The 23343-nt window shown below is 70.8% G+C and carries 23 protein-coding genes; 19 read left to right on the top strand and 4 right to left on the bottom strand.

Annotation, left to right across the window (positions count from 1 at the left end):
* The first annotated feature begins 63 nt into the window (after positions 1-63).
* Both ACOTKD_RS20355 and ACOTKD_RS20350 read left to right on the top strand, forming a co-directional pair.
* Complete coding sequence (locus tag ACOTKD_RS20355) at positions 64-1860, top strand: coagulation factor 5/8 type domain-containing protein (protein ID WP_424890394.1); 1797 nt, start codon at positions 64-66, stop codon at positions 1858-1860.
* A 148-nt stretch (positions 1861-2008) separates the two neighbouring features.
* Positions 2009-3214 carry a cytochrome P450 family protein gene (locus ACOTKD_RS20350; protein WP_424890393.1) on the top strand — a complete coding sequence of 402 codons (1206 nt, stop codon included), beginning with the start codon at positions 2009-2011 and terminating at the stop codon, positions 3212-3214.
* 84 nt (positions 3215-3298) lie between these two features.
* On the opposite strand, the gene ACOTKD_RS20345 is transcribed toward ACOTKD_RS20350, so the two are convergent.
* A complete protein-coding gene (locus ACOTKD_RS20345; protein WP_424890392.1) occupies positions 3299-3976 on the bottom strand; it encodes a DUF6875 domain-containing protein in 678 nt (225 codons plus the stop codon).
* A gap of 124 nt (positions 3977-4100) precedes the next feature.
* Positions 4101-4730, bottom strand: coding sequence for a LysE family translocator (locus tag ACOTKD_RS20340; RefSeq protein WP_424890391.1), 630 nt, complete (start codon positions 4728-4730; stop codon positions 4101-4103).
* A 255-nt stretch (positions 4731-4985) separates the two neighbouring features.
* Here ACOTKD_RS20340 and ACOTKD_RS20335 point away from each other — a divergent pair, with 255 nt between their 5' ends.
* The 17 genes from ACOTKD_RS20335 (at position 4986) to ACOTKD_RS20255 (ending at position 20965) form a co-directional block, all read left to right on the top strand.
* A complete protein-coding gene (locus tag ACOTKD_RS20335) occupies positions 4986-5705 on the top strand; it encodes a GntR family transcriptional regulator (RefSeq protein WP_424890502.1) in 720 nt (239 codons plus the stop codon).
* Between the two features lie 281 nt (positions 5706-5986).
* Complete coding sequence (locus ACOTKD_RS20330; RefSeq protein ID WP_424890390.1) at positions 5987-6967, top strand: sugar ABC transporter substrate-binding protein; 981 nt, start codon at positions 5987-5989, stop codon at positions 6965-6967.
* Positions 6964-8016 carry an ABC transporter permease gene (locus ACOTKD_RS20325; protein WP_302865807.1) on the top strand — a complete coding sequence of 351 codons (1053 nt, stop codon included), beginning with the start codon at positions 6964-6966 and terminating at the stop codon, positions 8014-8016. Before ACOTKD_RS20330 ends, ACOTKD_RS20325 begins: the two co-directional genes overlap by 4 nt.
* Positions 8013-8876, top strand: coding sequence for an ATP-binding cassette domain-containing protein (locus ACOTKD_RS20320; RefSeq protein ID WP_424890389.1), 864 nt, complete (start codon positions 8013-8015; stop codon positions 8874-8876). Before ACOTKD_RS20325 ends, ACOTKD_RS20320 begins: the two co-directional genes overlap by 4 nt.
* Before the next feature lie 202 nt (positions 8877-9078).
* Positions 9079-10197: an ROK family glucokinase gene (locus tag ACOTKD_RS20315; RefSeq protein WP_424890388.1), complete on the top strand. Its 1119-nt coding sequence runs from the start codon at positions 9079-9081 to the stop codon at positions 10195-10197.
* Positions 10197-10772 (top strand): hypothetical protein, encoded by a 576-nt coding sequence (locus ACOTKD_RS20310; protein ID WP_424890387.1) that lies wholly within the window; start codon positions 10197-10199, stop codon positions 10770-10772. Before ACOTKD_RS20315 ends, ACOTKD_RS20310 begins: the two co-directional genes overlap by 1 nt.
* A 261-nt stretch (positions 10773-11033) precedes the next feature.
* Entirely contained in the window at positions 11034-11963 is a 930-nt protein-coding gene (locus ACOTKD_RS20305) for a hypothetical protein (RefSeq protein WP_424890386.1), read from the top strand.
* A 42-nt stretch (positions 11964-12005) separates the two neighbouring features.
* Positions 12006-12884: a diiron oxygenase gene (locus tag ACOTKD_RS20300; RefSeq protein ID WP_424890385.1), complete on the top strand. Its 879-nt coding sequence runs from the start codon at positions 12006-12008 to the stop codon at positions 12882-12884.
* Positions 12881-13129: an acyl carrier protein gene (locus ACOTKD_RS20295; protein WP_424890384.1), complete on the top strand. Its 249-nt coding sequence runs from the start codon at positions 12881-12883 to the stop codon at positions 13127-13129. The genes ACOTKD_RS20300 and ACOTKD_RS20295 overlap by 4 nt, the downstream gene beginning before the upstream one ends.
* Positions 13126-13953, top strand: coding sequence for a hypothetical protein (locus ACOTKD_RS20290; protein ID WP_424890383.1), 828 nt, complete (start codon positions 13126-13128; stop codon positions 13951-13953). The genes ACOTKD_RS20295 and ACOTKD_RS20290 overlap by 4 nt, the downstream gene beginning before the upstream one ends.
* Positions 13953-14954 (top strand): NAD(P)H-dependent flavin oxidoreductase, encoded by a 1002-nt coding sequence (locus tag ACOTKD_RS20285; RefSeq protein WP_424890382.1) that lies wholly within the window; start codon positions 13953-13955, stop codon positions 14952-14954. The genes ACOTKD_RS20290 and ACOTKD_RS20285 overlap by 1 nt, the downstream gene beginning before the upstream one ends.
* Complete coding sequence (locus ACOTKD_RS20280) at positions 14944-15813, top strand: alpha/beta fold hydrolase (protein ID WP_424890381.1); 870 nt, start codon at positions 14944-14946, stop codon at positions 15811-15813. The genes ACOTKD_RS20285 and ACOTKD_RS20280 overlap by 11 nt, the downstream gene beginning before the upstream one ends.
* The gene (locus tag ACOTKD_RS20275; RefSeq protein WP_424890380.1) at positions 15806-16060 is read left to right on the top strand and encodes a phosphopantetheine-binding protein; all 255 of its coding nucleotides are present in this window, start codon (positions 15806-15808) and stop codon (positions 16058-16060) included. Before ACOTKD_RS20280 ends, ACOTKD_RS20275 begins: the two co-directional genes overlap by 8 nt.
* Before the next feature lie 10 nt (positions 16061-16070).
* Entirely contained in the window at positions 16071-16637 is a 567-nt protein-coding gene (locus ACOTKD_RS20270; RefSeq protein ID WP_424890379.1) for a 4'-phosphopantetheinyl transferase superfamily protein, read from the top strand.
* Between the two features lie 114 nt (positions 16638-16751).
* The gene (locus ACOTKD_RS20265; RefSeq protein ID WP_424890378.1) at positions 16752-18242 is read left to right on the top strand and encodes an APC family permease; all 1491 of its coding nucleotides are present in this window, start codon (positions 16752-16754) and stop codon (positions 18240-18242) included.
* A 44-nt stretch (positions 18243-18286) separates the two neighbouring features.
* Positions 18287-19951, top strand: a complete 1665-nt coding sequence (locus tag ACOTKD_RS20260) for a pyridoxal-dependent decarboxylase (protein ID WP_424890377.1) — start codon at positions 18287-18289, stop codon at positions 19949-19951.
* Between the two features lie 51 nt (positions 19952-20002).
* Complete coding sequence (locus tag ACOTKD_RS20255) at positions 20003-20965, top strand: chlorinating enzyme (protein ID WP_424890376.1); 963 nt, start codon at positions 20003-20005, stop codon at positions 20963-20965.
* Between the two features lie 103 nt (positions 20966-21068).
* Here the strand turns inward: ACOTKD_RS20255 and ACOTKD_RS20250 are convergent, their stop codons facing one another.
* Both ACOTKD_RS20250 and ACOTKD_RS20245 read right to left on the bottom strand, forming a co-directional pair.
* Positions 21069-21998, bottom strand: a complete 930-nt coding sequence (locus ACOTKD_RS20250) for an alpha/beta hydrolase (protein WP_424890501.1) — start codon at positions 21996-21998, stop codon at positions 21069-21071.
* 16 nt (positions 21999-22014) lie between these two features.
* Complete coding sequence (locus ACOTKD_RS20245; protein ID WP_424890375.1) at positions 22015-22926, bottom strand: ketoacyl-ACP synthase III family protein; 912 nt, start codon at positions 22924-22926, stop codon at positions 22015-22017.
* Between the last annotated feature and the right edge of the window lie 417 nt (positions 22927-23343).

Below are 23343 nucleotides of genomic sequence, written 5' to 3'. Positions count from 1 at the left end.
GTTGATCCGGTCATCGGGCAGCCGATCACCGGGCAGCCGACCGACGCGTGAGGAGACCGGCCCTTGTCCAGAACCCGGCCCTTGCCGGGGCACCGGCCCGCGGGGCGCCGAGCCCGCCTCGGCGCCGCCGCCCTCGCCGCCGCGGCCACCGTCGGCCTCGCCCTCGGCTGCGCCCCGGAGCGACCGCCCGCACCGCTCGCCGCACCGGCCGCGCCCGGCGCCCCCGACCTCGGACCGGGGGTCCACGTCTTCGACCCGTCGATGCCCCGCGAGCGGATCCAGCGCACACTGGACGCGGTCTTCCGGCGCCAGGAGAGCGCCCAGTTCGGCCCCGGCCGCGAGGCGCTGCTCTTCAAACCGGGCACCTACGACGCGGACGTCAACGTCGGCTTCTACACCCAGGTCGCGGGCCTGGGCCTGCACCCCGACGACGTCACCGTCAGGGGCGCGGTGCACGCCGAGGCCGACTGGCTGAAGGGCAACGCCACGCAGAACTTCTGGCGCGCGGCCGAGAACCTCTCCGTGACCCCCGCCTCCGGCGCCGACCGCTGGGCCGTCTCCCAGGCCGCCCCGTACCGCCGCGTGCACCTGCGCGGCGACCTCCGCCTGGACGACGGCGGCTGGTCCAGCGGCGGCTTCATCGCCGACTCGCTGATCGACGGGAAGGTGCTGTCCGGAACCCAGCAGCAGTGGCTCACGCGCAACAGCGAACTGCGCGGCGGCTGGTCGGGCGCCACCTGGAACATGGTGTTCGCCGGGGTCCGCAACGCCCCGCCGACGACCTTCCCCGACCCGCCCCGCACGAGCGTCGACCGCACCCCCGTCGTACGCGAGAAGCCCTTCCTCTACGTCGACCGGTCGGGCGCCTACCGCGTCTTCGTCCCCGCCCTCCGCAGGGCCGCGCAGGGCACCACGTGGTCCGGCGGGGCCGTGCCACCCGGCGGCTCCCGCCCGCTCGGCCGCTTCTTCGTCGTCCGGCCCGGCACCCCCGCCGCCCGCGTCAACCAGGCGCTCGCGGCCGGCAAGGACCTGCTGATCACGCCCGGGGTGCACCACCTGGACCGGCCGCTGCGCGTCACCCGCCCCGGCACCGTCGTCCTCGGCCTGGGGCTCGCCACGCTCGTCCCGGACCGCGGCACCGCCGCCCTGACCGTCGCCGACGTCGACGGCGTGCGCATCGCGGGCCTGCTGGCCGACGCGGGCCCGGCGGCCTCGCCCGCGCTGATGGAGATCGGACCGCCCGGCGCCCGGCGGCGCCACGCCGCCGACCCCGTCTCGCTGCACGACGTCTCCTTCCGCGTGGGCGGCGCCGGCCCCGCACGGGCCGTCAGGAGCCTCGTGGTGCACAGCGCGGACGTCATCGGCGACAACCTGTGGCTGTGGCGGGCCGACCACGGCAGCGGCGTCGGATGGGCCGTCAACCCGGCGGCCGACGGGCTCGTCGTCGACGGCCGGGACGTCACCATGTACGGGCTCTTCGCGGAGCACTACCAACGGGACCAGGTCCTCTGGAACGGCGACGGCGGCCGTACGTACTTCTTCCAGAACGAGCTGCCCTACGACCCGCCCGGCCGCGCCGCCTGGAGCGAGGGCGGCAGCGCGGGCAGGCCCGCCTACCGGGTCGCCCCGTCCGTGACCCGGCACGAGGCCTGGGGCCTGGGCAGCTACTGCCACTTCACCTCCGCGACCGGCCTCGCGACCGACCACGCCTTCGAGGCGCCGCGCCGTCCCGGCGTGCGGCTGCACAGCATGGTCGCCGTCTCGCTCGCCGGCGACTGCGCCTACCGCCACGTCGCCGGCGGCAGCGGCGGCCCGGCCGACGCCGGGACCAGGGTCGCCACGCTCCGTTCCTGGCCGTGAGGGACGGCCGGACAGCGGCGACCGGGGCAGTGGTGCCCAAGAGCGGCGATGCCGCGGACGTCCGTTCCGAACTGCTGTCCGGAAATCGCCCTTGAGTCGATCACTCTCCGTCAATCATCATGATCTTTCCGGAGCGAGGGGGAACGCCATGGCAGTGGCCGGAGCAGGTGCAGTCGTCGATCTCGCGGCAATGGGGGAGGAGTTCACCCGGCACCCGCACCGCGTCTACGCCGGACTGCGCGAGAGAGGCCCGGTGCACCGGGTGCGCATGCCCGAGGGCGCCGAGGCCTGGCTCGTCGTCGGCTACGACGAGGTGCGCGCCGCGCTCAACGACCCCCGGCTGACGAAGGAGTGGGCGAAGGCCTCCTCGGACATCAGCCTGATCCGGGCCTCCGCCGGGCCGAACATGCTGGTCCAGGACGCACCGGACCACACCCGGCTGCGCAAGCTCGTCGCCAAGGAGTTCACGCCGCGGCGCGTCGAGGAGATGGCGCCACAGGTGCAGCGGATGACGGACGAGCTGCTCGACGCCATGCTGGCCGCGCCCGGCCGCCGCGCCGACCTGGTCGAGGCCCTGTCCTTCCCGCTGCCCATGAGCGTCATCTGCGACCTGCTCGGCGTGCCGTCCCTCGACCGCGCGGCCTTCCGTCACTGGTCGAACACCAGCCTCGGCGCGGGGCCGGCCGAGGAGAAGGCGGTCGTCTCCCGCGAGGTCACCGCCTACCTGACCACCCTCATTGCCGCCAAGCGGCAGGAGCCCGGTGACGATCTGATGAGCGCCCTGATCAGCACCGCGGACGAGGACGGCGACCGGCTCTCGCCCGAGGAGCTCCTCGGCACCGCGTGGCTGCTCCTGGTCGCCGGCCACGAGACCACGGTGAATCTGATCTCGAACGGCGTCCTCGCCCTCCTGCAGCACCCCGGCCAGCTGGCCGCCCTGCGCGCCGACCCCGGCCTGCTGGACAACGCCGTCGAGGAGATGCTGCGCTACGACGGGCCGCTGGAGACCCCCACGTACCGCTTCACCACCGAGCCGATCGAGATCGGCGGCACGCTCATACCCGGCGGGGGCGAGCTCGTGCTGCCCGTGCTGGCCGACGCCGACCGCGATCCGGCCCGCTTCCCGGACGCCGGACGGTTCGACATCCGGCGCGACGCCCGCGGCCACGTGGCCTTCGGCCACGGCATCCACTACTGCCTCGGCGCGCCGCTGGCCCGGCTGGAGGCCCGGATCGCCATCGGCTCCCTGCTGGAGCGCTGCCCGGAGCTCGCCCTGGACGTCCACCCGGACGCCCTCACCTGGCGCGACGGCCTCCTCATCCGGGGCCCGCACCACCTGCCGGTCCGATTCTGAGCCGGTCCGGCCCCGGCTCCGGCAGGCCGCCGGCCGGCTCCGGTCCGGCTGCCCGTCCGCGGGCCCCCGCACCTTCCGGGCGGCTCACTCCGGCTCCGGGTGCCCCAGCTCGTCGCGGGCGTGTTCGAGCTCGGCGCGGGCCCGCTCCCTGGTGACGGTGCCCGCGCCCGTCTGGTGCCGCAGGAAGGACTCGACGAAGCCCGCGCGCCGGGCCGGCGGGTAGCGCCGCTCGGTGAGGAACGGCAGGTCGTTGCCGACCATGCTGCGGGCGACGAGCAGCGGGACGTCGCTGTGCAGCGGGCGGAAGCCGGGGTTGTGCAGCCCCGGCCCCGGGTGCCCGGGGTAGAACTCCCCGAGCATCAGCCCGTCGGCCACGAACTCCGGCTTGAGGCGGTCGTGGACGCGGACGACGGCCGCCGCGGCCGCCCCGGGCAGGACGAGGACGATGGTCTTGTCGATGGTGTGCTGGCCGCTGCGCGGCTCCATGGCCAGCCAGTGCGCCTTGAGCGCGGCGACGGCGGCCACGAGCCCCTCCTCGTCGCGCACGGGCGGATCGGCGAGGGCGAAGCGGACCAGTCCGAGCCGCTGCGCGAGCGGGACGAACGGGCAGACCGCGCCGCGGCGGCCGAGGTCGGGATGGGGCCGGGCGACGTGCCCGGATATCCAGTCGGCGACGGGCCGGAGCAGTTCGTGGGCGGCGGCCTCCTGCTGGTCGTACAGCCGGATGCGGTCGAGGTCCGCCGCTGCCTTTCCGTGGTTCATGGGTGGTCCCCCCGGTCACGGTGTCTGATGACCGGAAAAACCGCAGGAACGCGAGTGGGGTTGAGGGAAATGGGCAAAATACCTTGATTGTGGCGTTACCGGACAGTCGTCGTGACCAGAACGACTACGCCGTCAGTGCCGAGCCGAACTCCGCCAGGAGGAGGGCGGAGGCCGCCAGGAGCAGTACGCCGGCGCCGCCGAGCAGCATCCGGTAGCCGCGGGTGCTGATCCGGTGCCGGGCCCGGGAGACCACGACCGCGAGCGCGGCCTTGCTGCCGACCAGCAGCCCGTAGAAGCCGAGGAGGAAGCCACCCGCCCCGGGCGGGCTGTCGCGCCAGGCGGCCACGAGCAGGGGCGCCCCCGTCGTGAGCCAGAACATCCACGGGTGCGGGCTGAGGAGGTTGACGAGCGCGCCCTGCCACAGCGTCCGCCGCGCCTGGAGCCGGGCCTCCGCGCTGTCGCGGGCCTCGGGCACCTCGGCCGTCCGGGCCTCGCGCAGCGTCGTGACGGCCAGCCAGGCGAGGAAGAGCCCGCCCAGCACGCCGCCCGCCGCGATCGCCCGTTCGGGCAGCACGGCGAGCACGGTCACGGACAGCACGATCACGGGCAGGTCGGTGAGCAGCGGGACGGCCGCCACCCGCAGCCCGACGCCGAGCCCCCCGCGCAGGGTCCCTGACAGCACCAGCGCGAGCAGCGGGCCCGGGCTGATCCCCGCGCTGAAGCCGAGCGCCACCCCCAGTGCCAGCTCTTCCACGGCGTCGCCCGTCTCCCCTCACCCGCCCGCGCACGCGGCGCGGGTGAAATCAGTAGATGTGTTGAGATGTCAGTCCTGCCATCTGTATTGCACAAGACGCATGTCGGGGGCACGCGGTTGACGGCGCGGTCACTCGTATCGGTAACGCGCATACGCACCGTTGCATGTCCGGACAATCTGACCTACGAACTTCCCGTCATCCGGTCACGAAGCTAGGCTCCCTGCGTGGCGAACCATCCACCCCTCCAGTTCAGCCTGGACCGCAGCAGCCCCGTCCCCCTCTACTACCAGCTTTCCCAGCAGCTCGAAGCGGCGATCGAACAGGGCAGGCTCGCCCCCGGCAGCCTGCTCGGCAACGAGATCGACCTCGCCGCGCGGCTCGGGCTGTCCCGGCCCACCGTCCGGCAGGCCATCCAGTCGCTGGTGGACAAGGGCCTGCTCGTCCGCCGCCGCGGCGTCGGTACCCAGGTGCTGCACAGCCAGGTCAGGCGACCCCTGGAGCTCAGCAGCCTCTACGACGACCTCGAAGCGGCCGGCCAGCACCCCGCCACCCGGGTGCTGCGCCACGAGACGGAGCCCGCCACGGCCCGTGTCGCCGCCGCCCTCGGCGTCCCCGAGGGCAGCGAGGTGCTGTTCGTCGAGCGGCTGCGCCTCGCGCACGGCGAGCCCATGGCCCACCTGCGCAACCACCTCCCCGTGGGCCTCATCGACGCCGATCCGGCACGGCTCGAGGAGACCGGCCTGTACCGGCTCATCCGCGCCGCGGGCATCACGCTGCACAGCGCCCGCCAGACGGTCGGCGCCCGCGCCGCCACCGCCGAGGAGGGCGCGCGGCTGGCCGAGCCCGAGGGCGCGCCGCTGCTGACGATGGAGCGGACGACGTACGACGACACGGGGCGCGCCGTCGAGTTCGGCTCGCACGTCTACCGGGCGTCGCGCTACTCCTTCGAGTTCCAGCTGCTGGTCCGCCCCTAGGGAAGACTTCGGGGAAGGCATCGGGGAAGGCGGGCGGGTGAGCCCGTACGTCAGGCCGTCAGAATGTTCGGACAAAGTCTTGACGTGGTGGGGCGCCCGCCACTAGAACTCCACCCACATGCAGCAGCCCTCGGCAGGATCCCCGAAGCCCCCGCGGTCGGCGGTGACGGATGGTGACGGATACTTGGGCGGCCGGGCCCGTGGAACGGGACCGGCCGCACCGTGACAGACAGTGAGAAGGGCAACTCCTCGTGGCAAGGGTTCGGACAGGCGTACGTGCGGTGAGCGCCGTGCTGGCAGCGGTGCTCGGCGCCACCTTGGCGGGATGCAGCGCTACCGGCGGCAAGCGCGCGGAGGAGCGGGCCGCCAAGGCCGCCCAGGGCCGCGCCGCGGTCGACACGCCGCGCTGGACCTTCGCGATGGTCACCCACTCGGGCGATGGCGACACCTTCTGGGACATCGTCCAGAGCGGTGCCAAGCAGGCGGCCGCGAAGGACAACATCAAATTCCTCTACGCCCATGACGTCGAGGGCAACAAGCAGGCGCAGAACGTCCAGGCCATGATCGACCAGAAGGTCGACGGCCTGATCGTCACGCTCGCCAAGCCCGACGCCATGAAGGACGTGGTCGAGAAGGCGCGCAAGGCCGGGATCCCGGTGATCACCGTGAACTCGGGCTCCGACAAGTCCAAGGAGTTCGGCGCCCTCACCCACATCGGCCAGGACGAGGTCATCGCCGGCGAGGCCGTCGGCGAGCAGCTCAACGAGCGCGGCAGGAAGAAGGCCGTGTGCGTCCTGCACGAGCAGGGCAACGTCGGCCACGAGCAGCGCTGCGACGGCGTGAAGAAGTCCTTCAAGGGCGAGGTGCAGAACCTCTACGTCGAGGGCACCAACATGCCGAACGTGCAGTCCTCGATCGAGGCGAAGCTGCAGTCCGACAAGGACATCGACGCCGTCGTCACCCTCGGCGCCCCCTTCGCGCCCACCGCGGTCAAGGCCGCCGAGCAGGCCGGCAGCAAGGCCGAGGTCGACACCTTCGACCTCAACGCCAAGGTCGCCGAGGCCCTGCAGGCCGGCAAGCTCGGCTTCGCCGTCGACCAGGACCCGTACCTGCAGGGCTACGAGGCCGTCGACCTGCTGTGGCTCTACCGCTACAACCGCGACATGCTCGGCGGCGGCCGCCCGGTCCTGACCGGCCCGCAGATCGTCACCAAGGACGACGCCAAGACGCTCGCCGAGTACACCAAGCGGGGCACCCGATGAGCGCCCCCGCAACGGCCCCCGTCCAGGACGCCCCCGACGAACGGCTGGTGCACCGCTCGTACCTGCGCCGCCTCCTCGGCCGCCCCGAGCTGGGCGCGGTCGTCGGCGCCGCCGCCGTCTTCGTCTTCTTCTCGTTCGTCGCCGACAGCTTCCTGCAGGCCTCCAGCCTGTCCACGGTGCTCTACGCGTCCTCCACGATCGGCATCATGGCGGTGCCGGTGGCGCTGCTGATGATCGGCGGCGAGTTCGACCTGTCGGCCGGCGTCATGGTCACCACCTCGGCGCTGATCTCGTCGATGTTCAGCTACCAGATGACGGCGAACGTCTGGGTCGGCGTGGGGGTGTCGCTCCTGGCCACCCTGGCGGTCGGCTTCTTCAACGGCTTCGTCTTCACCCGGACCAAGCTCCCCAGCTTCATCATCACGCTCGCCACGTTCCTGATGCTCACCGGGCTCAACCTCGGCTTCACCAAGCTCATCAGCGGCACCGTCTCCACCAAGACGATCGGTGACATGGAGGGCTTCGAGTCGGCCCGGGCGGTCTTCGCCTCCCACTTCACCATCGGCGGCGTGGACGTCCAGGTCACCATCCTGTGGTGGCTCGGCCTCGTGGCCCTGGCGACCTGGGTCCTGCTCCGCACCCGCGTGGGCAACTGGATCTTCGCGGTCGGCGGCGGCGCGGACGCGGCCCGCGCCGTCGGCGTCCCCGTCCGGCGCACCAAGATCGGCCTCTACATGGCCGTGGCGTTCTGCGCCTGGATCTCGGGCCAGCACCTGCTGATGTCGTACGACGTGGTGCAGTCCGGCGAGGGCGTCGGCAACGAGCTCCTCTACATCATCGCGGCCGTCATCGGCGGCTGCCTGATGACCGGCGGCTACGGGTCGGCCATCGGCTCCGCGGTCGGCGCGTTCATCTTCGGCATGGCCAGCAAGGGCATCGTCTACGCGCAGTGGAACCCGGACTGGTTCAAGTTCTTCCTGGGCGCGATGCTGCTGCTCGCGACGCTGCTCAACGCCTGGGTCCGTAAGCGTGCGGAGGCCAGCAAGTGAGTGCGAGTGCAGAGGCCGGGCAGGAAGCGGGCCGGGAGGCGGCCGCTCTGGTCCGGCTGACCGGCGTCAGCAAGTTCTACGGGAACATCCGCGCCCTCGAAGGGGTCTCCCTGGAGGTCCACGCGGGCGAGATCACCTGTGTCCTGGGCGACAACGGCGCCGGCAAGTCCACCCTCATCAAGATCATCGCCGGGCTGCACCAGCACGACGCCGGCACCTTCGAGATCGAGGGCGAGGAGACGAAGCTGGCCTCCCCCCGCGAGGCCCTCGACCGCGGCATCGCCACGGTCTACCAGGACCTCGCGGTCGTCCCCCTGATGCCGGTCTGGCGGAACTTCTTCCTCGGCTCCGAGCCGACGAAGGGCGCCGGCCCCTTCAAGCGGCTCGACGTCGAGCAGATGCGCGAGACCACGCGCAGCGAGCTGCTGCGCATGGGCATCGACCTGCGCGACGTCGACCAGCCCATCGGCACGCTCTCCGGCGGCGAGCGCCAGTGCGTCGCCATCGCCCGGGCCGTCCACTTCGGCGCGAAGGTGCTCGTCCTCGACGAGCCGACCGCGGCGCTCGGCGTCAAGCAGTCCGGCGTCGTCCTGAAGTACGTGGCGGCCGCGCGCGACGCCGGCCTGGGCGTGGTGTTGATCACCCACAATCCGCACCACGCGTATCTGGTCGGTGACCGCTTCGTGCTGCTGAAGCGCGGCGCGATGGCCGGCAGCCACGCCAAGTCGGAGATCGCCCTGGACGAGCTCACCCGCCAGATGGCGGGCGGCAGCGAGCTCGACCAGCTCAGCCACGAGCTGGAGCGGGCCCCCGCCCCGGACGTGATCGGCGGCAGGCACGTCGGCTCCGGCGGAGAGTGACGGAGATCTCAACAGGCGGGCCCGCCAGGGGTGGGCCCGCCACCGGCGATGCGGTACGGAACGCTTCCTTGAGGCACAATCGGCCACGACCGTATCCACGAGGCAGACGCCTCCCGAGACCACCGCAGGGACGACGACTCTTGCGAGTACGCAGCCGGAGCGACCGTACATCCGCCCAGCTCCACGCCGTGGCGGTGGCGTCATGAGCATGTACCGCGAGCTCCACCGGGGCGCCGCCAGAGCCACCGTGCTGCGCACCGTCGGCACGCGCGAGCGCCGCTCGCACCTGACCGCCCCGCGCGTCCCCACCGTCGGCATCGACATCGGCGGCACCAAGGTCATGGCGGGCGTCGTCGACGCCGACGGCACCATCCTGGAGAAGGTCCGCACCGAGACGCCGGACAAGTCCAAGAGCCCCAAGGTCGTCGAGGACACCATCGTCGAGCTCGTCCTCGACCTCTCCGACCGGCACGACGTGCACGCCGTGGGCATCGGCGCGGCCGGCTGGGTCGACGCCGACCGCAACCGCGTCCTGTTCGCCCCGCACCTGTCCTGGCGCAACGAGCCGCTGCGCGACCGCCTCGCCGGCCGCCTCGCCGTCCCCGTCATGGTCGACAACGACGCCAACACCGCCGCCTGGGCCGAGTGGCGCTTCGGCGCCGGCCGGGGCGAGGACCACCTCGTCATGATCACCCTCGGTACGGGCATCGGCGGCGCGATCCTGGAGGACGGCCAGGTCAAGCGCGGCAAGTTCGGCGTCGCCGGCGAATTCGGCCATATGCAGGTCGTCCCCGGCGGCCACCGCTGCCCCTGCGGCAACCGCGGCTGCTGGGAGCAGTACAGCTCCGGCAACGCCCTCGTGCGCGAGGCCCGCGAGCTGGCCGCCGCCGAGTCCCCCGTCGCGTACGGGATCATCGACCGCGTCGGCGGCAACATCCACGAGATCACCGGCCCCCTCATCACCGAGCTGGCCCGCTCCGGCGACGCCATGTGCGTCGAGCTGCTGCAGGACATCGGCCAGTGGCTCGGCGTCGGCATCGCCAACCTCGCCGCCGCCCTCGACCCCTCCTGCTTCGTCATCGGCGGCGGCGTCAGCGCCGCCGACGACCTGCTGATCGCCCCCGCCCGGGACGCCTTCCGCCGTCACCTGACCGGCCGCGGCTACCGCCCCGAGGCGCGCATCGTCAAGGCCCAGCTCGGCCCCGAGGCCGGCATGGTCGGCGCCGCGGACCTGGCCCGGCTCGTCGCCCGCCGCTTCCGCCGCGCCAACCGGCGCCGCGTCGAGCGCTACGAGCGCTACGCGAGGGCGGGCCGCGCTTGATGACCACCACGGAGCACCCCGCCGAGCGCACGGCCCTGCCGCCCGGCCTCTCGCCGGCGGGCGGCGGCTTCGGCCGCCGCTGCCTCAAGGCCGTGATCGTCTTCCTGCTCGTCGCGATCCCCGCCGGCTACCTCTACATCTCCGCGATGCAGAGCCGCGGCGGCAGCGAGTCCAAGAAGGAGCAGGCCGCCGCCTCCGGCCTGGAGGAGGGCTGGCCGACCCGGCTCCAGCGCCGCCTCTACGAGGTGACCGTCCCGCCCTACGCGGAGGACGTCGCCTCCTACGAGACCAACGCGTGGAAGGCGAGCTCGCTCTTCCTGCAGTTCACCACCACGCGCGAGAAGTTCGACAAGTGGCTCTCCGACGTGGGCTCCAGCCCCGCCGATCTGGAGGCCGGCGAGGTCACCATCGACGAGGACGAGGCCGCCGAGGTCGGCTGGAACCTGGGCGAGGGCCACCACTGGGCGGGCACCACCGTCGAGCAGGACAAGCCCAAGCCCAACCTGGAGATCACCGCCAACCTCGACGACCCGAAGTACCCGCGGGTCTTCGTGGTGTCCACGACCACGCCCTGATCGCCCTTCGGGAACCGGCCCGCCCTCCAAGCGCCGCCGCCGTCTCCTCCGGCTTCGGGCGACCCGTACCCGCTTCTCCCGTCCCGGTATGCGAAACGCATGAGCGCGCATGTGAAAACACCATTCCGCGCGGCATCCTCCGGCGGCTAGCGTCTGGATAGTTCCGCGGATTCGGACCGGGAGTCGGCGGCGAGGTCGTTTTTCCTGGAGGGATAGTCTGTGCTGCGTCAAACTGTCACCCCGGATACACCCTGGGAAGCGGTGGCGAATTCCATCGAGTTCATACCCGCCCAGTATTCCGACAAGACTCAGTCCGAATCGACGGCACAGGAAATGCTGAGGTGCGGTCCGGCGGAGATCGACAGGCTTGCCGATGCGGGTCTGCCGTTCGAGCTCCGGTCGGGCGTGCGCTACTTCGACGTGAGCGACCTGTACAACCTCGGCATGTATTCGGGTAGAACGAATACGCAGCCGGAGCTGGCATTTCGTATGCTGTTCCGCTTCGCCGGCCGTCCGGTCGGCGATCTGCTGCGCGAGAAGTCATGGGACTTCCAGGTCCGGTTGGACTGTGTCGCCTGCGAAGGGGTGGCAGCCTGGCGTTTCGAAGCGCCCGATGCCGCCCGGTTCGGCGGGCGCGTCGAGGGCGGGGCGGCGCCGGAGGCGAGCGCGGGATCGGCCGCGTACGCGGCGACGGTCACCACGGTCGGCGCGCGAACCCCCTTGGTCTCCACCGAGTTGCGGCGGCTGACCCGTGAGTACCTCGACGCCGGCTACCGCTGGCAGATGATCCCCGTCGCCATGCAGGCCGACTACGAGCTGGTGCACGATCTGGGCGCGACGAGCTGCATCGCGGCGAGCCTGCTCCTCGCCGAGCGCTTCCGTGCGGCCGGGTACCGGGCCGAGGCGAAACGGGGCTGGTTCTGCGGCGTGCTCGGCGGTGCGCTCGACCTGCCGCACGCGTGCGTGGAGGTCGAGGACGAGGACGGCGCTCTCAAGACCGTCGACATCGCCAAGGCGCAGCTGGCGGCACGCCTGTCGCCGGACACCGGGGACTTCCAGGAACTGTGCCTCGGGTCGGTCTACAACAAGGTGATTCCGTCCACCGCTTCCGGCAATGCGTCCTTCGCTTATCACGAATGCGGCTCGCAGCTGCCGGTCCAGGTGCGTGCGGACATCCGATCGCTGCGTTGAAGCTGAATTTTTGCACCACTTCGTTTCGGAAGGGTGAGTGAAATGGCGGTACGAGAAATCGAGCCGGTTGTGCTGGACTTGAACCGGCTGGAGAACCTGGCCGAATCCGGCTACTACAACCCGTATGTGATGTTCGACTGGCCCGAAACCCTTGAGCCGGACCTGCCGTGGATGAGCGAGAACCTGACCACGCTGGCCGGCACCCCGATGTGGGACGAGCTGTCCCGCGAGCAGCAGATCGCGCTGACCAAATACGAGGCGATCAACTTCTTCAGTCTCAACATCCACGGCATCCGCGAGTTGCTGAGTGAAGTCGTGATGCGCATCCACGACCGGACCTATGCGGACGTCTCGGAGTTCCTGCACCACTTCATCGGTGAGGAAAACGAGCACATGTGGTTCTTCGCGCAGTTCTGCCTGCGCTACGGCGGCAAGCTGTACCCGGCGCAGCCGACGCTGCAGGCCGACTCGGTGGACCACCTCTCGAAGGTGGCCCGTGAACTGATCGTGTTCGCGCGCATCCTGATCTTCGAGGAGATCGTCGACTACTACAACGCGAACATGGCGACCGACCAGTCGCTGCCGGACATCGCCCGCGAGATCAACCGGGTGCACCACCAGGACGAGAGCCGGCACGTCGCGTTCGGGCGGATGATCTTCACCAACCTGCTCGGCCAGGTCGCCGAGCGCGACCCGGACGAGGTGCCGCTGGTCGCCGAGTACCTCGAGAACTACTTGCAGTACAGCATCGGCACCCTCTACAACCCGGCCGCCTACCGCGACGCGAACATCCCGGACGCGCTCGCGCTGCGGCGGCGGGCGATGGAACACCCCGCCCGCCTGGAGGCGCACGAGCAGGTGCTGAAGCGGACGAGGAAGTTCCTGTCGAAGGCGGGCGTGGGCCGGGAGCTGATCAAGTGACGACCGAACCGATGAAGGCGGTCCGGGAGTTCATCGTCGGCCGCAACCCCAACCTCGACCAGCTGTCCGACGATCTGGACCTCATCGACAGCCGCGCCATCAACTCGCTGGCCTTCGTCGAGTTCATCTTCCTGCTGGAGGAGCTGACCGGAGAGCCGATCGATCCGGAGGACCTGGACCTCAACGACTTCCGCACCCTCAGCGCGCTGAACGCCCGGTTCTTCAAGGAGGAAGCAGCCCGATGACCACAGTGACCGACAACGGCCTGGGAGTTCTCGACGGCGGCCAGCTGCGGGTGCTGCGGGCGATCGACGCGGTGTTCCGGCGCCTGGCCGACGGCTGGGACGCGCCGGAGTTCCGGTACCCGTTCCTGATGCGCTGCAAGGACCTCGACTCCTTCGACTACTACGACAACTTCCCGCACCTGGGCCTCGCGGCGACCCGGCTCGACCCGGAACGCCTCGGCGGCCTGCTGAAGGAGACGGAGCGGCCGGTCGAGCGGATACCGGCCGAGGTGATGGAGCCGACCGCGTTCGCGCTGCCCTCGGCGTCCTGCTACGCGATCTACGCCGACCTGGCGGGGGCCACGCTGCCCGCCGAGGGGACGATGCGGACCACGGTCGGCACCTGCTTCCGCAACGAGACCCACTACGAGGGCCTGCAGCGGCTGCTCGGCTTCTCCATGCGGGAGATCGTCTGCGTGGCGCCGGAGGACGCGGCGAAGAACCACCTGCTCCGCGCCAAGGACGCCGTGACGGCCCTGTGCGCCGAACTCGGCCTGGACGTCCGTCTCGAGGTCGCCACCGACCCGTTCTTCGACAAGAACAGCGGCAAGGCGAAGATGCAGCGGCTGTTCCCCGTGAAGGAGGAGTTCGTCGTGGGCGGCCTGGCGATCGGCTCGGTCAACTACCACCGGAACTTCTTCGGCGAGCGGTGCGGCATCCTGGCCGGCGAGGACACGGCGCACACCAGCTGCCTCGCCTTCGGCCTGGAGCGCTGGGTGCACGCCCTGACCGAGCGGTTCGGCAGCGCCGACGCCGCCGCGTCCGCAGTCGAGAGCCTGACCTGATGCGATCCACGGTGGCCGGAGTGCTCGGCCTCGACGTGAGTCTGCTGCAGTCGGGCATGGGCGGTGTCGCGGGGTCGGAGCTGGCCTGCGCGGTGTCCGACGCGGGCGCCGCGGGCTGCGCCGGCGGCTACAAGCTGTCCGGCGGCCTGCTGTCGGCCATGCTGGCCCGGCTGACCTCGGGCACCGACCGGCCCGTCGGCGTGAACCTGATCCCGGAAGTGGTCGGGCCGGACGAGCTCGACCGGCAAGTGGCGCAGGTGCTCGACGAGACGCCGGACCGTGTGCACCTGTCCTTCTTCGGCATGCCCGGCGACGCGGTGTTCGACCGGGTCACCGCGGCGGGCCGGCAGCTGGTGGTGCAGGTCGGGACCGTCGAGGACGGTGTCCGTGCGGCCGCGCGGGGCGCCGTGGTGGTGGCGCAGGGAACCGAGGCGGGCGGTCACCTGCTCGGTACGTCGCGGCGTGACGACCTGGTGGGCGCACTGCGGACACTGGCGCCCGACGCCTGTCTGGTCGCCTCGGGCGGCATCGGCTCGCCCGAGGAGGCCGCACGGGCACTGGCCGTCGGCGCCGACGGGGTGCTGCTCGGCACCGCCTTCGTCGTCGCCCACGAATCGCGGGCCCACGCCCGCTTCAAGTCGGCGGTGACCGTTGCGGACGAGACCGACACCGTGATCACCGATGTGTACACGATCGGGTGGCCGGGCCGGCGGCACCGCGTGCTCGCCACGCCCGTCACCGCCGACCCGGAGCAGCCCGCGAAGTTCATCGGCAAGACGATGGTCGAAGGAAAGCCGTACCTGGTGCCGCGCTTCAGCGCGGCGGTGCCCACCGAGGCGACCAGCGGCCGCATCGAGGAGATGGCGCTGTACTGCGGCCGGTCCTGCGGCGAGATCTCCGAAGAAGTCTCGGCGGCCGATGTCGTCGCCGCATACGCACGGGTCCTTTCGGGGGCCGAGATCGTCAACACCCAAGAGAAGGCGGAAGGTTATGTCGGCTGACGCAGTGCACGACGAGTACTACCACGACCTGAGCTACCGCGAGGACGCCCCGCTGATCCGCACCAGGGAGGGCGTCGAGCTCTACTGCGAGTCCGCAGGTGAGGGCCTTGCCATCACGACGCTCAACAACTTCTTCTTCACCGCCCCGTTCTGGCGGGACTACACCGACGTACTCGCCAAGCACCACCGCGTAGTGAGCTACGACCTGTGCAACCACGGCCGCTCCACGCGCCTGGAGGAGGAGCCGACCTGGGAGGAGCACGCCGCGGACCTGGTCGGGCTGCTCGACGCCCTGGAGATCGGCTCGACGTATCTGCTCGCCTCGTCGGCCTCCACCCAGCTCGCCCGCGACGTGGCCCTCGCGTACCCGGACCGGGTCCGGGGTCTGGTGCTGGCCGGACCGGTCGTCGGCCCGCAGATGCGGCGCCACCGGATGCTCCAGCGCGCCTGGCTGCGGACGCTGAACAGCCACGACATCCCCGTGCTGTTCAGCCACATGTACCCCGAGTTCGTCAGCACGGCGATGATCGAGGAGTACGGCGTCCCGGGCTTCCTCGGCCTCCGGGAGAGCTTCCTGGCCATGTCGACGCCCGAGGAGCTCAACAACGGCCTGACGCTGGCCCAGCAGGGCGACCCCAGCTCCGAGCTGCTGACCCGCATCCAGGCGCCGACGCTGATCGCCCTGGGCGACGACGACATCCTGCTCGGCCCGACGGCGGGCCACGAGCTCGCCGCGCTGTTCCCGAACGGCCGCTGCGCGATCATGCCGAAGGCCGGCCACGTGCCCTTCCTGGACGACCCTCTGGGCTTCCAGGAGCTCGTACGGAAGTTCATCGACGAAGCGGAAGAGAATGTCTGACACGGCGGTGGACGTACGGCAGCGGATCCGCGAGCTGCTGGTCGACGTGTTCGGCGGCCCCTCCTTCGTCAGCGGAGTGGACGACACCGTGTCGCTCCGCGAGGCCGGGGTTCCGTCCACCGCGCTCGTCGCCCTGCTGGTCGCGATGGAGGACGCGTTCGGTTTCGAGTGGGACGACGACGTCCGGCCGGAGGCGTTGCGCTCGATCGACTCACTGGCACGCCACGTCGTGGCGCTGCGCGCCTGAGGGCCTCACGGTGACCGTTTTGCCGGCCGCGCCGTGGGGCGCGGCACCGGAGATGTCCGTGGAGACGTCTTTGGTGCTGCCGCCCCACGGCCCGGCCGAGCAGTTCACAGCCGGTCGTCGTGCGGCCGCCGCGGCACTGGCCGCGGCCGGGTCGGCCGAGCGCACGGTGCCGCGGGCCCGGGACGGCAGGCCGCTCTTCCCCCAAGGGTTCGCCGGCTCGATCTCCCACACCGGCCGGCTCGCGGTCGCCGTGGTGGCCCCCGGCGCCGAGGCTGTCGGCGTCGACATCGAGCCCGCGGTCATCACCGCTCGTACGGCCGCGTTCATCCTGCGGGAACAGGAGCGGCGCCTGCTGCTCGCCCCGGCCGGGCCCTACACCGCGCGCGACCTGTTCGCCGCCAAGGAAGCCGCTTTCAAGGCGATGAGCTGCATCGGCACACTGGGAGAGTTCCTGTTCTGGCAGATCGGCCTCAGCCGGTCCGGCGGCGCCTTGACCGCAACGTACCGCGGCGAATCGGTGCCTGTGCGGATTCGCTCGGAGGCGGATCTTTCGTTCGCCGTGGCGATACGGCACTGACGTCCGCTGCCGAGATCCTCCGGCTGACCTGACGCCTCCTTCTTCCCACTCGCCCCTCGTACGAGCGTGATCCATCGCTCGGTTCCGGGCCGTCGCCCGCATCTGGAGACCTTCATGACCGGCACACCCCTGCCCGAGGGGAACGCACGCTTCCAGCGCACGCTGACCACCCCGAAGATCGTGTTCATCATCATCGCCGCGGCCGCCCCCCTGGCCGCGATGGTGTTCACCGTCCCGCTCGCCTTCGCCATCGGCACCGGCCCCGGCGTGCCGGCCATGTTCCTCTTCGCGGGCCTGACCCTGCTGTGCTTCTCCGCCGGCTATGCCGCCATCGCACGGCGGATCAGCCACATGGGCGGCTTCTACACCCACATCGCGCACGGCCTCGGCCGCCGTGCGGCGTCCGGGGCGGGACTGCTCGCGGTGCTCGCCTACAACGCCGCCACGGTCGGGGTCCTCGGCGCCTTCGCCTACTTCACCCGGAGCGTGGCCGCGGCCCATGGGCTGGACCTGCCCTGGCAGGTGTGGGCGGGACTCGGCCTGCTCCTGGTCGGACTGCTCGGCTACCGGGAGGCCGATCTCAGCGCCCGGCTGCTGTCCCTCTGCATGGTGTGCGAGATCGCCGTCCTGGTCGCCCTGGACATCGCCGTCCTGGCCCGCCACGGCGGCACGGCTCTTCCTTCCACCTCCTTCGCGCCTCACACGGTGTTCGCCCCCGGGCTCGGCGTCTCCGTGATGTTCGGCTTCGCTTCCTTCCTCGGCTTCGAATCGGCCGCCCTGTACGGCGAGGAGGCCAAGGCACCGCACCGCAGCGTGCCCCGCGCCACCGTCATCGCCGTGCTGGTGGTCGCCTCGTTCTACGCCCTGACCAGCTGGGTCGCCGTCGGCGCTCTGGGACCCGACCGGGTGCGCACCCAGGCCGAGAGCCACCTCGGAGATCTGTTCTTCCAGCTCAGCGACAGCTACCTGGGGCGTCCGGCCACCGTCACCATGCAAGTCCTCCTGTGCACCAGCCTGTTCGCCTCCTGGCTGGCGCTGCACAACGCCGCCAACCGGTACATGTACGCCCTGAGCCGCGACGGGCTGCTGCCGCGCAGCCTCAACGCCATGCACAAGGGGCGCGGCTCCGTGCACCGGGCCAGCGTGCTCCAGACCGTCTTCAGCACGGTGGTGGTCTCTCTGTTCGCGGCCGCGGGGCTCGACCCGTACGTGAACATGTCGACCAGCATGCTGGGTCTCGGCACCCTCGGCATCATCCTGCTCCAGGCAGTGGCCTCGATGGCCGTGATCGGCTACTTCCGGAACCGCCGTGAGGGACGCTGGCAGACCGTCATCGCGCCCGCGCTGGGTGCCCTGGGGCTGATCACCGCGGCGATCCTGGTGGCGTCGAACTTCGACGTGCTGACCGGGACCACCGACCCCGTCGTCACCGCCTTGCCGTGGCTCTTGCTGATCGTCGGCGGCCTCGGCGTCGCCCTCGCCTTCTGGTTGCGCTCGAACCGCCCGGACCGGTACGCGCACCTGGGCGGCGCCTCCGTGCCGGCGCCGCCGCCCACCGCCCCGGCCAAGGACCCTGCCGGCGGCCTCTCCCAAGCAGCGCGGTGACTCCGGCCCGATCCGGGAGCCGCGCAGTGAAAGGACCAGCTCCCATGCCTCGTGAAGCCGAAACGCACACAGACATACCCTTCGGTCCCGAAGACACACCGTGGCAGAAGACCTTCAGCGGCCTGCGGATCGTCGGCGGCCGCCCGTACGGCACGGCCCCGTCCTCCGACCCCCGGGCGGCCTACGCCGGCGTTCCCGAAGTGCCCCATCACAAGGTGCAGCTGCCGCCCACCGGACTGGACGCGGAGCAGTACACCGAGGCCGAGGGGCTGTTCCGCCGTCACATCGACACCCAGACGCGCAACTTCGCCGGCTACCAGGTCACCAGCACCCTCGATTACGAAGAGCGCTTGGGGCACTACCTCAACCGGCACCTGAACAACGTCGGAGACCCCTACCAGTCCAGCTCGTACACGCTCAACTCCAAGGTGCTCGAGCGGGCCGTGCTCGACTACTTCGCCTCACTGTGGCACGCGAAGTGGCCGCACGACCCGGAGGACCCCGAGTCGTACTGGGGCTACGTCCTGACCATGGGCTCCAGCGAAGGCAACCTCTACGGCCTGTGGAACGCACGGGACTACCTGTCGGGCAAGCCCCTGCGCGCGCACCACCGCGAGCCGGACCATGCGGCCGTCACACAGGCACCGTGCGGCGAAGGCCCGAACGCCTTCCACCCGGTGGTGTTCTTCTCCGAAGACACCCACTACTCGCTGACCAAGGCGGTACGGGCGCTGGCCATCGACACCTTCCACGTCCTGGGCTCCACGCGCTATCCCGGCGAAAACCCCCTCGCACCAGGAACCCCCTGGCCGCGGGAGGTGCCCTCCACCGAGGACGGCGCCATCGACATCGAAAAACTCGCCGTTCTGGTGCGGTTCTTCGCCGGCCGCGGCTACCCGATCCTGGTCAGCCTCAACTACGGCTCCACCTTCAAGGGCGCGTACGACGACGTCGAGGCGGTCGGCCGCACGGTGCGCGGCATCTGCGCGGAATACGGTCTCGAAAACCGGCGCCTGCACCGCCATGGCGGCGAGAACGGCGACGATGACGAGCGGTCGGGATACTGGCTGCACGTCGACGGGGCGCTCGGAGCCGGGTACGTGCCCTACCTGGAGATGGCCCGGGACGCCGGCATGGTGGAGCGGATACCGCCCGCCTTCGACTTCCGGCTCTCCGACGTGCACTCACTGACCATGAGCGGCCACAAATGGATGGGGACGCCGTGGGCGTGCGGCGTGTACATGACCCGCACCGGGCTGCAGATGGTTCCGCCCCGGTCGTCGGAGTACATCGGCGCCGCCGACACCACCTTCGCGGGCTCCCGCAACGGCTTCTCCTCGCTGCTGATGTGGGACTTCCTGGCCCGTCACTCCTACGACGACCAGGCCCGGCTCGCGGTCGAGTGCGACGGCCTCGCCGCCTATGCGTTCGAGCGACTCGTCGCGCTGCAGGAGGATCTGGGCCAGGACCTGTGGGTGGCGCGCAGCCCGCAGTCACTGACCGTACGGTTCCGCCAGCCGCGCGCGGACATCGTGCGCCGCTACTCCCTCTCCAGCGAAACCGTGCACGCCGACGGCGCCACGCGCACCTACGTCCACCTCTACGCGATGCGCCACCTCACCAGGCAGCGCGTCGACGAACTGATCGGCGAGATGCGGCAGCCGGGCGCCTTTCCCCCGGCTTCGTCCGTGAGGATCACCGCCCGCTGACGCGGTGGCGGGCTGAAGCGGACTCGTCCCGAGCCACGACCCAGGAGATACATGTCCGCTCGACAGCACGACTACCTGCTCACCGCCGACGAGGTGGCGGAGTTCCACCGGACGGGATACGCGGGCCCCTTCACGCTCTATGAGCCCGACGAGATCGAGCGGGAGTGGGCCCGGACCCGCCAGGACCTCACGGACCGCAGCGGCGCGGTGTACCGGGACGCCTCCGACGGCGCGGCGGCGGACCTGCCCAACTACGACCGGCACCTCGACAACGCCTTTCTGGCCGACCACATCACCCAGCCGCGCATCGTGGACCGGGTCGTCTCCGTGCTCGGCCCCGACGTGCTGTGCTGGCGCTCGGACTTCTTCCCCAAGTACCCGGGCAACGAGGGCACGGACTGGCACCAGTCCGCCACCTTCGCCAACGCGTCCGGCCGGCCCCAGATCCAGTGGCCGCGGGGCTCGGGCCCGGGCGGCTCCCTCACCGTGTGGTGCGCGTTCACCGACGCCACCGCCGACATGGGCGGCCTGCAGTTCATCCCCGGCACGCACCGCACCATGCACTACGACGAGACCAAGCGGATGCGCTACGACCCCGACCGGAACATCTCCGTGGTGAAGAACGGCGTCCGGCGCGGCTTCTTCGGCTACGACTACCGCGAGCTCCAGATCGACCCGGACTGGCAGCCGGACGAGTCGAAGGCCGTGTCCATGGAGCTGCGGGCCGGGCAGTTCGTCATCTTCTGGTCGCGTCTCATGCACGCCTCGCACCCGCACGCCGGCCGGACCAAGCGGATGCGCATGGGCTTCTCGGCGCGCTACGTGCCCACGTCCGTGCAGGTCTATCCCGGCGCTTCGGAGGTCGAGGAGTACGGCGGCAGGGCGAGCCTGGACCGGTACGGGACGGTCCTGGTCAGCGGCGAGGACCGCTTCGGCCACAACCGCGTCGCCGTGAGCACCACCGCCGGCCATGTCTTCCGCCGCCGCAACGGCGGCGGGCCCACGGGTCCTTGAGGTCCGGGCATACGGCATCTCAACGACGGCATGCCACCGCAGTGGTCACGCGCCTCGCGCGCGACCACTGCGGTGGCATGCCGTCCGGGGTGGGGCCGCCGGGCTACTGCGCCATCGGCAACGGGGCCAGCATCTCTTCCAGCGCGGCCAGCACGTTCTCCGTCGCCTCCGCGGCGGCCGGGACGATATCGGCCATGAGGAGATAGCCGTGCACCAGGCCCGGAGCCGGCACATGGTGCACCACGACGCCATCGGCAGCCAGACGCACCGCAAGCTTGACGCCGTCATCGTGCAGCGGGTCGAACTCGGCCGTGCCGATCACCGTGGGCGGCAGGCCGCGGAGATCGGCGCCCAGCAGGTTGATCTCCGGGGCCGTGCGGTGCGCCGGGTCCGGCACGTACTGGTCGTAGTACCAGCGCAGGTCGTCCACCTCCGAGAGGTACCCCGTGCCGTACTCGCGGGCGGACTCGGACCGCAGCTCCGGATCGGCCGGCGGGTACACCAGCAGCTGCGCGGCGAACCCGAGGCCGCCGTGGTCGCGGTGGTGCATCGAGATCCCCACGGCCAGGGCCCCGCCCGCGCTGTCCCCGGCGATCACGTGGTGGCGGCCGGGGAAGGTGCGGTCCGCCCACTCGGACGCGGCGATGCCGTCCCGGAGCGGGCCGGGGTGCGGATGCTCCGGCGCACGGCGGTAGTCGACGGAGACGACGACCGCGCCGAGTGCGGCGGCGATGCGACGGCAGACCGGGTCGTGCGTGTCGACGTCACCGACCATCCAGCCGCCCCCGTGCAGGTACGTCACGAGACGCCCCCGGTCGGTGGGCGGCAGATACGTCCGGACGCCGAACTCGCCGTCGCCGCCGTCGATCAGCTGGTCCTTCGTCTCGATGTCCGCGTCCCGGCCGGCCTTGCCGCGCACACGGGCCGCCTGCGCGGCGTAGCGGTCGCGCAGCTGTGCCACGGGCAGCGTGCGTGCCGGTTCGGGCCGGCCGCCCGCCTGCCACTGGATCAGGGCTCGGACGAAACGGTCCATGGCCAAGACGGCTCTCCTATTCCGTGACGCCGGCGGGCAGGTCGAAGTCCGTGGTGGTCTCGTGCCACTCCGGTACCGACTCGATCTCCAGCACCGCCACGGTCACCGAGTAGCCGCCGCCGGTACCGATCAGCAGCACGAGGTCGCCCGGGCTGACTTCCTTCTTCTCCACCAGGCGGGTCACGGCCGCGGTCAGGTCGCCCGCGCCCAAGTGACCCGCGTGGCGGCCCCAGTTCCACACGGTGCGCTCGGCCGGGATGCCCAGCGGCTTGAAGAACTGGTCTTCCATCAAGCCGTGTCCCATGTTGGGCACCAGGATCCTGGCGAAGTCGTCGAGCTTGTGCCCGGTCCGGTCGAGCACCTTGGAGATGGCGCCCGTCATCGTCTCCTCGGCGCGCCGCAGCACCGACTCCGTCCCGACCTCCTCCAGATACGACTTCTTGGGAGTGCGCAGATTCTCGTCGGCGACCACCCCGTACGCGCTGGTGAACGGGGCGGTGCCCCGGTGCAGCGGTTCCAGTGAGGCGTCGGTGGTCGACGCGATGGCGTGGATGCGGGCGAAACCACCGGTGGTGGAGAGGACCATGGCCGTGGAGCCGTCGCCGAAGACGATGCCGTACGAACCCCGCCACCGGTCGAACCCGGGCGGGCAGAACCGGTCCGCGGTGGTGACCAGAGCGCTCGTCCCCCGGCCGGCTTCGAGCTGGGCCGTCGCCAGGTCGATCGCCGCCATGCCTCCGTTCGACATCCCCTCCACGTTCAGGGCGAAGGCATCGGTAATGCCCAGCTCGCGCTGGATGTACGGAGCCGAATTCCAGTGGTGGTCGCGGCCTTGGTGGTAAATCGATGCATGCAGGATCAGATCGACCTGGTCTCCGACCACGTCCGCGGCCCGCTCGAGGGCCTTTCGCCCCGCGATCGCTCCCATGTCCGGAACCGATATCCCGTCCGGGGCCACCGGGAGGCAGGGTATTTTGTTGGTGGCGTTGTCGTCGGCAGAGTAATTACCGGCAGCCACCGCTTCCGCTGCCGATTCCGCAGGTGGAATCCAGGCCGCAGCCGATGCGATATAGACAGGGATATTCATCGTCTGATTCCTCTTCTGAGTCCGATGCCCGTCCGGCAATGGTTCGTGGTGAGACGTGGCCACGCTACAATGCCGACCCCAATCGCTCGTATATGCATTTCTCATGACTTCCGGTGGCGTCGTCAACCGGGCCCGGTCCGGACAAGGCGGTTACCGGGAGGGATTCACGGAAATCTGTGTGCGACGCACCTGGGATGGGCGCGGGCTGAATTCGAAGACGCTGACCCGCTACGCTCGCGACGGCTGCGCTCGCATGTT

The organism is Streptomyces sp. XH2, from assembly GCF_049725035.1.
GTDB classification, from domain to species: Bacteria; Actinomycetota; Actinomycetes; order Streptomycetales; family Streptomycetaceae; genus Streptomyces; species Streptomyces roseoverticillatus.
This window is presented reverse-complemented; position numbering and strand designations above follow the sequence as displayed.